12 protein-coding genes are annotated in these 13,093 nt (G+C 64.2%); 4 read left to right on the forward strand and 8 right to left on the reverse strand.

Features of this window, described 5'->3' with window-relative positions:
* The first annotated feature begins 119 nt into the window (after positions 1 to 119).
* From R3E49_RS03645 to R3E49_RS03660, 4 genes are all read left to right on the forward strand, one after another.
* Positions 120 to 2,234 (forward strand): molybdopterin oxidoreductase family protein, encoded by a 2,115-nt coding sequence (locus R3E49_RS03645; RefSeq protein WP_371293807.1) that lies wholly within the window; start codon positions 120 to 122, stop codon positions 2,232 to 2,234.
* Between the two features lie 67 nt (positions 2,235 to 2,301).
* Positions 2,302 to 2,898 (forward strand): LemA family protein, encoded by a 597-nt coding sequence (locus R3E49_RS03650; RefSeq protein ID WP_371293808.1) that lies wholly within the window; start codon positions 2,302 to 2,304, stop codon positions 2,896 to 2,898.
* A 31-nt stretch (positions 2,899 to 2,929) separates the two neighbouring features.
* Positions 2,930 to 4,900 carry a M48 family metallopeptidase gene (locus R3E49_RS03655; protein ID WP_371293809.1) on the forward strand — a complete coding sequence of 657 codons (1,971 nt, stop codon included), beginning with the start codon at positions 2,930 to 2,932 and terminating at the stop codon, positions 4,898 to 4,900.
* Between the two features lie 150 nt (positions 4,901 to 5,050).
* Positions 5,051 to 5,449, forward strand: coding sequence for a helix-turn-helix domain-containing protein (locus tag R3E49_RS03660; protein ID WP_371293810.1), 399 nt, complete (start codon positions 5,051 to 5,053; stop codon positions 5,447 to 5,449).
* 9 nt (positions 5,450 to 5,458) lie between these two features.
* Here the strand turns inward: R3E49_RS03660 and R3E49_RS03665 are convergent, their stop codons facing one another.
* From R3E49_RS03665 to miaA, 8 genes are all read right to left on the reverse strand, one after another.
* Entirely contained in the window at positions 5,459 to 6,757 is a 1,299-nt protein-coding gene (locus R3E49_RS03665; RefSeq protein ID WP_371293811.1) for an adenylosuccinate synthase, read from the reverse strand.
* 23 nt (positions 6,758 to 6,780) lie between these two features.
* Positions 6,781 to 7,950 (reverse strand): ATP phosphoribosyltransferase regulatory subunit, encoded by a 1,170-nt coding sequence (locus tag R3E49_RS03670; RefSeq protein WP_371293812.1) that lies wholly within the window; start codon positions 7,948 to 7,950, stop codon positions 6,781 to 6,783.
* A gap of 9 nt (positions 7,951 to 7,959) precedes the next feature.
* Positions 7,960 to 8,151, reverse strand: a complete 192-nt coding sequence (locus R3E49_RS03675) for a DUF2065 domain-containing protein (RefSeq protein WP_371293813.1) — start codon at positions 8,149 to 8,151, stop codon at positions 7,960 to 7,962.
* A gap of 124 nt (positions 8,152 to 8,275) precedes the next feature.
* Entirely contained in the window at positions 8,276 to 9,151 is an 876-nt protein-coding gene (gene hflC, locus R3E49_RS03680; RefSeq protein WP_371293814.1) for a protease modulator HflC, read from the reverse strand.
* 1 nt (position 9,152) lies between these two features.
* Positions 9,153 to 10,313, reverse strand: a complete 1,161-nt coding sequence (hflK, locus tag R3E49_RS03685) for an FtsH protease activity modulator HflK (RefSeq protein ID WP_371293815.1) — start codon at positions 10,311 to 10,313, stop codon at positions 9,153 to 9,155.
* A 65-nt stretch (positions 10,314 to 10,378) separates the two neighbouring features.
* A complete protein-coding gene (gene hflX, locus R3E49_RS03690; RefSeq protein ID WP_371293816.1) occupies positions 10,379 to 11,650 on the reverse strand; it encodes a ribosome rescue GTPase HflX in 1,272 nt (423 codons plus the stop codon).
* Between the two features lie 65 nt (positions 11,651 to 11,715).
* Entirely contained in the window at positions 11,716 to 11,967 is a 252-nt protein-coding gene (hfq, locus tag R3E49_RS03695) for an RNA chaperone Hfq (protein ID WP_290746451.1), read from the reverse strand.
* Between the two features lie 137 nt (positions 11,968 to 12,104).
* Positions 12,105 to 13,091, reverse strand: coding sequence for a tRNA (adenosine(37)-N6)-dimethylallyltransferase MiaA (gene miaA / locus R3E49_RS03700; protein ID WP_371293817.1), 987 nt, complete (start codon positions 13,089 to 13,091; stop codon positions 12,105 to 12,107).
* Between the last annotated feature and the right edge of the window lie 2 nt (positions 13,092 to 13,093).

Consider the following 13,093-nt stretch of genomic DNA (forward strand, 5'->3'; position numbering starts at 1 on the left):
CCCTGCATCCACACTACACAAAAAGCGCTGACCCGACTACTCGCGCACCGCATGGCAAGTGCACTTTATTCGTGCAGCCGCTACACTTCGATCACACCCATAACACGAGAGTGCCCGCCATGCCGGCTACCGTGCACCATCGCGCCTGCCATCTGTGCGAGGCTATCTGCGGGCTGCGCATTGAAACTGATGGGAATCGCATCGTGTCGATCAAAGGCGACCCGGCCGACCCGTTGAGCCGCGGCCATATCTGCCCCAAGGCCGTCGCCCTGCAGGATATCCACAACGACCCCGACCGCCTGCGCCGGCCAGTGCAGCGCACACGTGGCAGCGACCAGTGGCGCGAAATCAGCTGGGAGGACGCGCTGGATACCACAGCGCGACGGCTGGTGGAGATTACGCAACGGGACGGCGTGGATGCGCTGGGCGTCTATCTGGGCAACCCCACGGTGCACAACTATGGGATGATGACGCACCAGAAAAACCTGTTCCGCCATTTCCACACCCGCAACCGTTTCTCCGCCACGTCCGTCGACCAGCTGCCGCACCATCTGGTCAGCCTCTGGCTGTTCGGCCACAAGTCGCTGTTCCCGATTCCCGATATCGACCGCAGCGCATATTTTCTGATGCTCGGCGCCAACCCCATCGCCTCCAATGGCAGCATCTGGACCGTGCCCGATGTACGCAAGCGGATCAAGGCCCTGCGCAAGCGCGGCGGCAAGCTGGTCGTGGTCGACCCGCGTTACACCGAGACGGCAGAGCTGGCCAGTGAACATCTCTTCATACGTCCCGGCAGCGACGCCTTGTTCCTGCTGGCACTGCTGCATACGCTGTTCGCGGACGACCTGGTGGCGCCCGGTCCCCTGGCAGCGTTTACCACCGGCCTGGCGGAACTGGCGACGGCGCTTGCCGACTTCACGCCCGATTTTGCCGCCGCACACACCGGCATCGAGGCGAGCACAATCCGTCGCATCGCGCACGAGTTCGCGCAGGCCGGGGCCGCCATCTGCTATGGGCGCATGGGCGTGTCAACACAACGCTATGGCGCACTGTGCCAGTGGGCAATACAGCTGCTGAATATCCTCACCGGCAACCTCGACCGGGAGGGCGGGTCGCTGTTCACACTGCCCGCTGTGGACCAGGTCAGCAGCATCAGTCCCGGCGGCTTTGCCCGGCACCACAGCCGCGTGCGCCAGCTACCGGAGTTTGACCGTGAACTGCCCGCCTCGGCCATGGCCGAGGAAATTACCACACCCGGCGAGGGGCAGATTCGCGCGATGTTTGTGGGGGCAGGGAACCCGGTGCTGTCAACGCCAAACGGCCGCCAGCTGGACGCGGCGCTGGCACAACTGGAATTCATGGTCTGCCTGGATCCCTACCTCAACGAAACCACACGCCATGCGGACATCATCCTGCCGCCGACATCGCCGCTGGAACACGACCACTACGACCTCGCGTTCCACCTCAACGCGATACGCAACACCGCCCGGTACAACGACGCAGTGTTCGCCAAACCGGAAGGTACATTGCACGACTGGGAGATCTTCACCGAGCTGGGCAACCGGGTCGCCGAGCTGCTGGGCCAACCCATGCAACCGGTGATGGCGCCCCACGAGATCATCGACCTCGGCCTGCAGATCGGGCCCTACAGTGAACGCAGGGGCAGCGAACACGCGCTGACCCTGGACAAGCTGCGGGAGCACCCCTCGGGCATCGACCTCGGGGCCCTGCGGCCGCAACTACCCCAACGGCTGCAGACCGCGGACAAAACCATCGACTGCGCCACTCCACAGGCGCTGGCAGACCTAGACCGCCTGCGCGCAGCGTTCAGCGCAGGCGACAGTGGCGCCCTGCGCCTGATTGGACGCCGGCACGTGCGCTCGAACAATTCCTGGATGCACAACTATCACCGCCTGGTAAAAGGGAAAGACCGCTGCACCCTGCTCATGCATCCGCAGGACATGGCGGTGCGCGGCATCAAAGACGGTGACCGCGTGCACCTGAGTTCCCGTGCCGGTCGTGTTACCGTGGCCGTGGAAGCCAGCGCCGGGGTGATGCCCGGGGTGGTCAGCCTGCCACACGGCTACGGCCACGGCCGGCCCGGGGTGCGCCTGCACACCGCGGCCGGGCATGCGGGCGTCAGCTGCAACGACGTCACCGATGACCTCGCCCTGGACGTCCTGTCCGGCAACGCCGCGGTCAACGGCGTTGAGGTCGAGGTGGCGCTGGCCTGAGCGTTCCTCGCACCCGCGCCGTTTTCGGGTAGAATCGATCTACAACTACCGCCTGGGAGGGTGTTGCATGGACGTTTCTACGATTGTGTTCTGGCTGGTCCTGCTGGGCCTGGTGATGTATGTCATCGGTATCTACAACCGCCTCGTTGCCCTGAAAAACCGCTACCAGAACGCCTTTGCGCAAATTGAAGTGCAGCTGAAACGGCGCTACGACCTGATACCCAATCTGGTGGAAACGGCGCGCGCCTACATGAGCCACGAGCGCGAGACGCTGGAGGCGGTGACCGCGGCGCGCAACGATGCCGCCGCGCTGCTCAAGGCGCTGGGGCCGGACGCCATCGGTGGTGCCGACATGACGCGGCTGGCGAGCGCCGAAAACGCGCTGCAGGGTGCACTCGGCAAACTCAACGTCACCATGGAAGCCTACCCCGATCTCAAGGCCAGCGAGAACATGCAGCAGCTTTCCGAAGAGCTGACCAACACCGAGAATCGTGTCGCCTTTGCCCGCCAGGGCTACAACGACGCGGTGATGGCCTACAACACCTACCGCCAGAGTTTCCCACCGGTGGCGGTGGCATCCACCTTTGGCCACGGACAGGATGCCACGCTGCTGGAGTTCGACGACTCGGCACAGATCCAGGCAGCACCGCAGGTCAGCTTCTAGGGTTATCGCTGCCGACGCCTGAAGGGCTGCGATGGACTTCTTCGCCCAGCAGGACCTGGCGCGCCGCAATACGCGCCTGCTCACCCTGCTGTTCCTGTGTGCCGTTGCCGCACTCATTGTGTTGACCAACGCCCTGGTCGCCGGCTTTCTCTGGTGGGGCGACCACTACAACCTGTACGCGGGCAGCCGCGGCAGCTTCAGGGATTTTCTGCGCTATTTCAGCTGGGAGCGCTTCGGCACAATCGGGCTGGGTATTTCCGCCACCGTGGGCCTTGTGGCAACGGTCAAGTGGCTGCAACTCGCTGCCGGCGGCAAGGTTGTCGCCGAAGCCATGGGCGGCACGCGGATACTGCCCCAGACCAGCGACAGCGCCGAACGTCGCTGCCTGAACATCGTCGACGAAATTGCGCTGGCCGCCGGTATGCCCGTGCCACCCGTGTTCGTGATGAATGCGGAGCGCGGCATCAATGCCTTTGCCGCGGGACTGTCGCCGGCCGATGCAGTCATCGGCGTGACGCGGGGCGCCATCACTCACCTGCGGCGCAACGAACTGCAGGGCGTGATCGCGCATGAGTTCAGCCACATCCTGAACGGCGACATGCGCCTCAACATTCGCCTCGCAGCGTTGCTGAAAGGCATTACCTTCATCGGCGATGTCGGTTACATCCTGATGCGTGCCAGCAGCCACCACCGCACCGGCAATGACCGGGATCGCAGCAACGGCGGCCCGGCCCTGCCTCTGCTGGGACTGGGGCTGTGGATACTCGGCTGGCTCGGGGGGCTCGCATCCGGTTTTATCAAGGCCGCCATCAGCCGCCAGAAAGAATATCTGGCGGACGCCTGTGCCGTGCAGTACACCCGCGATAATAGCGGCATTGCTGATGCCCTCAAGGTTATCGGTGGCTACGTGCCCGGCTCCCTGGTGCATGCGGCGCGGGCGGATGAACTTTCACACATTTTCTTCGGCCAGATCCGCCACCGCCTGTGGCAACTGTTCGCGACCCACCCGCCACTGCCGAACCGTATTCGGCGCCTGGAGCCGGGCTGGAACGGCACCTATATCACGCGCAAAATCGAGCACTACGAGCACGCCCAACCACACCCCGCCGCGGCCGAGGTCGGTGTAGGGCGCGCAGCACTGGTAGCCGCGGCGCTGGCGGCAGTGGAGGCCGGAAACGGCCAACCGGAGGCGTCCGACACTGCGGATGCGCACTTTGCCGAAGACGGCGCCGAGGCGGTGTTCCCTGCGCATCATGGCCTGCCGCAGGCGTTCCTGAGCTACAGCCACGAACCACTGGGCGCCAGCGCACTCATGCTCGCGTTGCTGATCAGCGACGACGCATCAGTGCAGGCCACACAGTATGCACTGCTCAGGGAAAGCGGCGTGCAGGGACTGGAGGACCTCACACACACACTGGCACCCGGGGTCGCAGCGCTAGCGGCGGGGCAGCGGCTGCCACTGCTGGAACTGTGCCTGCCGGCTCTGAAAACCCAGTCCGTCGGGCAATACCGGCAGTTCAAGCGCCTGCTGCTCGGGTTGATCCGCGCGGACCGCCGCACCGAACTGCTGGAGTGGTGCCTGTACCAGCTGCTGCGCCACTACATAGACCCCGAATTTTTCCAGGTGAAACCCGCTGCGGCCCGCTACCGCAGCCTGCGCAAGGTGCGCGAGCACCTGCGCGTGGTGCTGTCCATGCTCGCCCACAACAGCAGTGGGGACACCATGCTCTGTTTTCGCACGGCGGTGGAAGCGCTGGATGATCCCGCATTGACGCTGCTGCCACAGGCAGACTGCTCACTCGCCGCCTTCTCCCGTGCCGTGCGGGAACTTGCGGACTGCTATCCCCTGCTCAAACCCAGAATCCTCAAGGCGATGCGCAAGGCCGCGAATGCCGATGGCCGTGTGAGCGCGCTGGAGCAGGAGCTGCTGGCCGCCATTGCGGCCGCCATGGACTGTCCCCTGCCCGACGCCCTGGGGAATCTGACGAACAACGATCGTTAAGCCCTCCCCATCATTTTCGCCCGTATTCGACGTGCGAGACGCGGAGGCACATTTTCTCTGCTATCTTTTTTAATGCGGCGCGAGCTCCAAGGATGGAGCGCACGAGCGCTGCCCGCTTCATGACGACACCAGAACAGGGAGGTTCCGGTTATGCAACACCTGCACAGTGCAGCCCTAACGCGGGTTGCCCACACCCACACCACGTCGAACCATGCGCAGCGCGGCGACAGCCAGTACCGCACGACCGACCGCGTCTTGCAGATTCTGCTGCAGGGAGACCTCTACCGGCTGCGGGTCGAATCAGTTGCCAGCCAGCTGGGGATGAGCCCGACAACGCTGCGACGCCGCCTGCGCATGGATCACACCCACTACCAGTTTTTGCTCGACCGCGCCCGGCAATACCGCTGTGAGCAGGCACTGCGGACGGCGCGGCTACCCGGCAAATGCCTGGCCGATGAACTGGGCTATCTGGAGGTGAACAGTTTCTACCGGGCCTTCAGACGCTGGACCGGGGTCGGGTTCAGCGACTGGAAAGCACAGCAATTGTAATGCGCGGGCTCAGACCGCGTCGAAGGGGTGACGCAGCACGATCGTCTCTACCCGGTCTGGTCCCGTCGAGATGATATCGATGGGGGCGCCGACCACATCCTCGATTTTCTGGATGTAGTCGCGGGCGGCTTTGGGCAGCTCATCCAGCGAGCGTGCACCCACTGTGGACTCGCTCCAGCCGGGCACCTCCTCGTAGAAAGGCACCAGGCCGTCATAATCATCAGAATCCACGGGGTTCGGTACCGGCTTGCCTTTGGCATCCACATAGCCCACGCAAATCTGGATGGTTTCCAGGCCATCCAGGACATCGAGCTTGGTCAGGCACAGGCCGGACACCGAGTTGATGTTGACGGCATTGCGCAGGGCGACCGCATCGAACCAGCCGCAGCGGCGAGGCCGACCCGTGGTAGCGCCGAACTCGTGCCCGCGTGCGGCGAGGTGGGCGCCGGTTGCATCAAACAGCTCCGTGGGAAAAGGCCCGGAGCCGACGCGGGTGGTGTAGGCCTTGGTAATGCCCAGCACATAGTCGAGGAACAGCGGACCAAAGCCGGAGCCGGTGGCCGTGCCGCCCGCTGTCGTGTTGGAACTGGTCACGAAGGGATAGGTGCCGTGGTCGATATCCAGCAGCGAACCCTGCGCGCCCTCAAACATGATATTGGCGTCGGTTTTCCGGCACTCGTGCAGAATGGCGGTCACATCGGCAATCATGGGCAGCAACTCCTGCGCCATCGCCAGTGTTTCGGCCAGCACCGTGTCGTAGTCGAGCGGCGCAACCTTGTAGTAGTGCTGCAACTGGAAGTTGTGGTAATCCATTACCTCACGCAGCTTCTCTGCAAAGCGCTGGGGGTCTTTCAGATCACCCAGGCGCACGCCGCGACGGGCCGCCTTGTCCTCGTAAGCGGGGCCGATGCCGCGCCCGGTCGTACCGATCTTGCCCTCCCCACGGCGGGCCTCACGCGCCACGTCCAGCGCCACGTGATACGGCAGGATCAGCGGGCAGGAGGGTGAAATGCGCAGCCGCTCGCGCACCGGCACCCCTTTCTCCTCCAGTGTGCCGATCTCCCTGAGCAGTGCATCAGGCGCCAGCACCACACCATTGCCGATCAGGCACTGCACATTGGCCCGCAGAATACCCGAGGGAATCAGGTGCAATACGGTTTTCTGCCCATCGATGACCAGTGTGTGGCCGGCGTTGTGCCCACCCTGGAAGCGCACCACAGCGCTGGCGCGATCGGTCAGCAGGTCGACGATTTTGCCCTTGCCCTCATCGCCCCACTGGGTGCCGAGAACCACTACATTCTTGCTCATGAACATTCAACTCATGTGATTGATCAGGAATCGAGCGGGCGCAGCGCCCACTCACCGTCAGCTTTTACCAGTTCGCGGTCACACCGCGGATCGGGGCGCTCGCCGGCACAGCGAATGACGATCTCACCGCCCTTGCGCAGCGCTGCCACCGCCGCGAGCAGTGCGGGATCGTCGATATCCGGTGCACTTACCGCGCCGGGCTCGTCTGTCGCTGCCGGCACCAGGGCCATCAGGGCCTTGAGGTCAGTGGCAAAGCCGGTCGCCGGTCGCGCGCGGCCGAAGACCTTACCGACATCGTTGTAGCGTCCGCCATTCGCCAGCGCCTGGCCGTGCCCGGGGGCGTAGGCCGCAAACACCATGCCCGTGTGGTAGTGGTAACCGCGCAATTCTGCGAGGTCGAAATACACGGTAATGGCGGGGTGGCTGCGCGCGATGGCAGCGGCCACGGACTCCAGTGCCGCCACGGCAAGCAGCGCGTCCGGCGCCGCTTGCGCCAGCAGCTCGCGCGCCGCATCGAGCACCGCCGCATCGCCGTGCAGCTCCAGCAGGCCGAGAATCAGCCCGGCGGCCGGGGCAGCGACGTCGGCCAGCGCCAGCAGCAAATCCGGACGCGACTTGCGCTGCAGGGCGTCGAAGACCTCCGCCTCCTGCTCCGCGGTCAATGTCGCCGCCGCAAGCACGGCTTCGTACACACCGACATGGCCCAGGTCCAGTGTCACCTCGGTGACGCCGGCGGCACCCAGGGTGGCGAGCATAAGCCGGATGATCTCCACGTCGCCCGCCAGGCTGTCGTCGCCGTAGAGTTCGGCGCCCAGCTGAATGGGCGAGCGCGACGCGAGCAGGGATTTGGGCCGGGTATGCAGGGTAGACCCTGCATAGCAGAGGCGCGTTACGCCGGCTTCAGCGAGGCTGTGCGCGTCGATGCGCGCCACCTGCGGCGTGATGTCGGCACGAATGCCCAGAGTGCGGCCACTCAGCTGATCCGTCATCTTGAAGGTCAGCAGGTCGAGATCACGTCCCAGGCCAATCAGCAGCGACTCGGTGAATTCCATCAGTGGGGGGATGACCAGCTGATAGCCCCATCGCTGATAGAGGTCTAGAAGTTCACGCCTCAGGCGCTCGACAATGCGCGCCTGCCGGGGCAGCACTTCCTCCACCCCATCGGGCAATTGCCAGCGATCCACCGTTGTCATAAACGCCCTTTAGTGCACCCAATACAGCACGGCGACACCGAGCAGCATGCTGCCCAGGCCGACATTGCGGATGACCTTGTCCTGCTGCTGCGCAACCCCGATCACCATCTGTCGCCAGGCGCGGGGGCTCAGGAAGGGCAAGATACCCTCGATAATCAGTACCAGCGCCAGGGCCGCTGGCAGAACCTGCCAGAATTCCACATCATCCCCCTGAAGCCGTGCTCATAAAAAAACCGCGGGGCCAGCGTTTGTGGGTAAAACGCCGGATCCCACGGTTACAGAATTCTACCACAGGCGCCGCTGAAGGCACCTGCGTTTTTTACCCCTATTGGCTACCCTCGGAATCCTTCAGATAGCGGAAGAAGTCACTGTCTGGCTGAATCAGCATGATATCGCCGCTGTTCTGGAACGACTCCCGATACGCCCGCAGGCTGCGGGTGAACGAGTAGAACTCGGGATTGCTGTTGAAGGCCTCAGCATAGATGTTGGTCGCCAGTGCGTCGCCCTCACCACGGATCAGCTGCGCATCGCGGTAGGCGTTCGCCTCCAGTACCGTGACTTCACGGTCCGCTGCGGCGCGAATACCCTCAGCGAGCTCCTGGCCCAGTGCGCGGTGCTCCCGGGCCTCTTTTTCCCGCTCGGCATTCATGCGGCGGTACACGGACTCGGACACATCCGGCGGCAGGTCGATCTGCTTGACCCGCACGTCCAGAACCTCGACACCGTATTCCTCCAATGCCACTTCGCTCAGCTCTTCCGTCAGCGCCTCCATCAACTGGTCGCGCTGGCCCGACACCACCTCCTGAATGGTGCGCACCGCTACCTGGTTACGCAAACCGTCGTTGATCCGCTGTCCAAGCAGGGCGCTGGCTCGCGCTTCCTCACCGTTGGTCGCGGTATAGAACTTCGCGGTGTCTGCCACGCGGAACTTGGCGTAGGAGTCGACAATCAAGGCCTTCTTCTCCTGCGTGAAGAAGCGCTCGGGCGTTGAATCCACCGTCAGCAGCCGTGCCTCGAACTTGCGCACGTTGTTGACGAACGGCACCTTGACGTGCAAACCGGGCCTGATGTCCGGGTTGACCACTTCACCAAACTGCAGCATCACGGCGCGCTCGGTCTCCTTGACTACAAACACCGTGTTGCTCAACACGAACAGCGACAGGGCAGCTACCAGCAGCCAGGTCATACCTTTTCCGCCCATCTTAGCGACCTCCTCTGCGGTTATTGGCTGCAGCGGCGTCCTGACGCAGCTGCTCGGTCACGGCGTCGGTCAGCTCGCGCACCGTGTTGGCATCCAGCCGGCCGCTGCGCGGCACGCTGGCACCGGACGAACTGGTCATTTTGTCCAGCGGCAGGTACATCACGTTGTTGCCGCCTTCCACGTCAACCATCACCTTGTTGGTGTTGGTAAGCACCTCCTGCACAGCCTCGAGGTACAGGCGCTCGCGGGTCACTTCCGGTGCCTTGGCGTACTCGGCCAACAGCGCCTTGAAACGTTCCGCCTCACCCTCGGCGCTGGCGACTACCTGCTCGCGATACGCGCCGGCTTCCTCGAGCACCCGCTGGGCACGGCCGCGCGCTTCAGGCACGATGCCATTGGCATAGGCTTGGGCCTCGTTCTTGAGCCGCTCCTCATCCTCACGCGCCTTGATCACGTCGTCGAATGCGGCCTGCACCTGGCTCGGCGGCTTGGATTCGTCGATGTTGACCTTGATCACACGAATGCCGGTTTCATACATGTCGGTGTAGCGCTGCAGGCGCACCTGCACGTCGGTACCGATCTGGGCACGCCCCTCGGTCAACACCGAGTCCATGCGGGTATCGCCGACGACATGCCGCAATGCGCTCTGGGCCGCATGCTGCAGGGAATCCTCAGGGTCGCGCACCTTCAGTACAAAACTGGTGGGATCGACGATCACGTACTGCACCGACATGCGCACCTCGACGATATTCTCGTCCTGGGTGAGCATGATCTCGCGGAAGGTCGCGGCGCGCACCTTGGTGGTGTTGACGCGAATCACTTCATCGATCAGCGGTGGGTTCCACTGCAGGCCAGGCTGCACAGTCTCGAGGTACTTGCCGAAACGCAGCACCACGGCGCGCTCCTGCTCGTCGACCTGGTACAGCCCCATCAGGCCCCAGACCAGAACTGCAACCAGTGCGATCACGCCCAACAGCCCGGCGGAGAGCCCGCCACCGCCGCCCGATGATCCGCCGCGTTTACCGCCGCGACCGCCAAACAGGCCGCCGAGCTTCTCCTGCAACTTCTTCAGCGCCTCATCAAGGTCTGGGGGCCCCTGGTCACCGCCGCCCCAGGGATCCTTCGGCTTGTTATTTCCACCACCCGGCTCATTCCAAGCCATACTGAACTCCCATTTTCACCATGTTTGCAGTTTACCAATAATACCTGAACCCCAGACCCGGGTTCCTAGGGCACCAGCTCTGGCCCCCGTTTCATCAGTCGATTCCAGTCGGCGCGCGGCAGACGCACACTCAGGTGCGCTATGCCGTCATCACCGTACTGTTCCGCGGCCACCGCACCCATCTGGTACAGCGCGGCACGCAGGCGGCCCTGTTGCGGCTGCAGGTGCAGCTCTTCTTCCACCATGTCAGCCCCGACACGCTCGCCGATGGCCTGCAGCAGCAGATCGCAGCCCGCTCCGGTGGCCGCGCTCAGCCACACGCGTTCGGGAACGCCGTGCTCATCGTAATCAATACGCGGCTCCTGCTCCAACAGGTCAAGTTTGTTGAACACCTGCAGCTGCGGGATGTCCTGTGCGCCGATTTCCTCCAGCACCGCCTGAACCTGGTAGATATTGTCCTCGCGCGCCCCTGACGCAACATCGATCACATGCAGCAGGAGATCGGCGCTGACCGTCTCTTCCAGCGTGGCCTTGAAGGCCTCAACCAGCTTGTGCGGCAGGTGGGCGATGAAGCCCACGGTATCCGCCATGATCACCGGCCCGACTTCATCCAGCTCCAGCCGGCGCAGCGTGGGGTCGAGGGTGGCAAACAGCTGGTCGGCGGCATACACCTCGGCATTGGTGAGGCGGTTGAACAGCGTCGACTTGCCGGCGTTGGTGTACCCCACCAGCGCGATGGTGGGCACGTCCGCCCGCCGCCGGGAGCGCCGGCCCTGGTCGCGCTGGCGCCGCACTTTCTCCAGCCGGGCCAGAATCGACTTGATACGCACCCGAAGCAGGCGCCGGTCGGTCTCCAGCTGGGTTTCGCCCGGCCCGCGCAGGCCGATACCGCCCTTCTGTCGCTCGAGGTGGGTCCAGCCGCGCACGAGGCGCGTGCTCATGTGCTGCAGCTGGGCGAGCTCCACCTGCAGCTTGCCCTCATGGGTGCGGGCGCGCTGGGCGAAGATATCGAGGATCAGCCCGGTACGGTCGAGCACGCGACACTTGAACTGCCGTTCGAGGTTGCGCTCCTGGCTGGGGCTCAGGGCATGGTTGAATATCACCAGCTCCGCTTCGTGCAGCTGCACCTCGTCCAGCACTTCCTGGACTTTGCCGGAGCCAATGAAGGTGCGCGAATCGGGCACATCGCGGCTGCCCACGACAAACGCCACCGGGTCACCACCGGCCGACAGGACCAGCTCCTCGAACTCGCGGGGATCTTCACGCTCGTCTTCGCTGGCAATGGCGAGGTGCACCAGTACGGCGCGCTCGCCGGATGCTGGACGCTCAAAGAACACGCTCGCCTCGGGGATCGGCTGTGGGTGAGGTGGGGGCGCCGCAGCGCCCGCACAATCTGGACAGATTAGCTGTCGCCGTCATCATCTTCCGGCGGATTCTGCATGGGCATGCGCACCACGCGGGAGGGGACCACAGTGGAAATGGCGTGCTTGTACACCATCTGGCTGACCGTGTTCTTCAGCAGCACAACAAACTGGTCGAATGACTCGATCTGGCCCTGCAGCTTGATGCCGTTCACCAGATAGATGGATACCGGAACGCGCTCCTTACGCAGGATGTTCAGGTAAGGGTCTTGTAGCGTGTGCCCTTTTGACATAGCTCTCTCCTTGGCTGGCTCAACTGGAGCCTGATAATAATGGATGTACTCTCGCCTTCTCTCACCCTGGCGGGCCGGTTTGCCAGCCCCCGGGGCGCTCCCCGACCGATTGTTGACAGTATAGCTGGTATTCCCCCCTAGATGGGGCTCTCCCGCAGATACTTCAAGGCACAGGTGAGCGAATTTTCATCTCGTTCGCCTGCGCTGTGTTCAGACTCTCCCTCGGCACAAATGTTCCCCGCGGCGTTGGCCAGCAGCCAGTGCAGGTCCTGCCACTTGCGCAGCCAGGTCAGTTGCCGCTTCGCCAGCTGCCGGGTTGCCGCAACGCCCTGCTGCACCGCCTCCTCCAGGCTGCAGTCGCCGTCGAGGTGCCGGCACAGCTGGCGATAGCCCACGGCACGCAGCGCCGGGACCTCGCCGTACCCTGCCAGCCGCTCACGCAGCGCGGCGACCTCCTGCAGAAACCCCTGTTCCATCATCTGCGCAAAACGCAGGGCTATGCGCCGGTGCAGCACGCCGCGATCCCGGGGGCACAGGGCCAGCTGCTGCACACGATAGTCGCGCACTGGACTCTCTGGCGCCTGCTCGTGCCACACGCTCAGTGGCACACCGCTGCTGATAAAAACCTCCAATGCCCTGCTTATACGCTGCGAGTGGTGAGGGTGGATTGCCGCGGCGGACGTGGGGTCCACCTCCGCCAGCCGCGCATGCAGCGCCGGCCAGCCCTGCGCCGCGGCCTCGGCGGCCAACGACACCCGCAGCTGCGGATCGGCCGCAGGCATCGGCGCCAGTCCATCCAGCAGCGCACGGAAGTACAGCATGGTGCCGCCCACCAGAATCGGCACCCGACCGCGCCCGACGATATCGGCGGCGGCGCGCAGCGCATCCTGAACGAAGTCCGCCGCGGAATAGCTCTCGGTGGGGTCGCGGATATCGACCAGGTGATGGGGGTAGTCCGGTTTCGCGCTGCCAATATCCAGGCCGCGATACACCAGCGTGCTGTCAACGCTGATCAATTCGCCCCCGAGGGCCTCGGCAAGCCCCACCGCCAGATCAGTCTTGCCGGCGGCCGTCGGCCCGGTGATACAGAGCATCAGCGGCTTCTGCGTCTCCCGCAGGGCCATGA

This window comes from Haliea sp., from assembly GCF_041395985.1.
Taxonomy (GTDB): Bacteria; Pseudomonadota; Gammaproteobacteria; order Pseudomonadales; family Halieaceae; genus Haliea.

Bases quoted from the DNA above. Each gene is read 5' to 3' on its own strand.
- hfq (WP_290746451.1), bottom strand. From the start codon at position 11,967: ATGTCAAAAGGGCACACGCTACAAGACCCTTACCTGAACATCCTGCGT.
- hflK (WP_371293815.1), bottom strand. From the start codon at position 10,313: ATGGCTTGGAATGAGCCGGGTGGTGGAAATAACAAGCCGAAGGATCCC.
- R3E49_RS03665 (WP_371293811.1), bottom strand. From the start codon at position 6,757: ATGAGCAAGAATGTAGTGGTTCTCGGCACCCAGTGGGGCGATGAGGGC.
- miaA (WP_371293817.1), bottom strand. From the start codon at position 13,091: ATGGCCCTGCGGGAGACGCAGAAGCCGCTGATGCTCTGTATCACCGGG.
- R3E49_RS03655 (WP_371293809.1), top strand. From the start codon at position 2,930: ATGGACTTCTTCGCCCAGCAGGACCTGGCGCGCCGCAATACGCGCCTG.
- R3E49_RS03660 (WP_371293810.1), top strand. From the start codon at position 5,051: ATGCAACACCTGCACAGTGCAGCCCTAACGCGGGTTGCCCACACCCAC.
- R3E49_RS03670 (WP_371293812.1), bottom strand. From the start codon at position 7,950: ATGACAACGGTGGATCGCTGGCAATTGCCCGATGGGGTGGAGGAAGTG.
- R3E49_RS03650 (WP_371293808.1), top strand. From the start codon at position 2,302: ATGGACGTTTCTACGATTGTGTTCTGGCTGGTCCTGCTGGGCCTGGTG.
- hflC (WP_371293814.1), bottom strand. From the start codon at position 9,151: ATGGGCGGAAAAGGTATGACCTGGCTGCTGGTAGCTGCCCTGTCGCTG.
- R3E49_RS03645 (WP_371293807.1), top strand. From the start codon at position 120: ATGCCGGCTACCGTGCACCATCGCGCCTGCCATCTGTGCGAGGCTATC.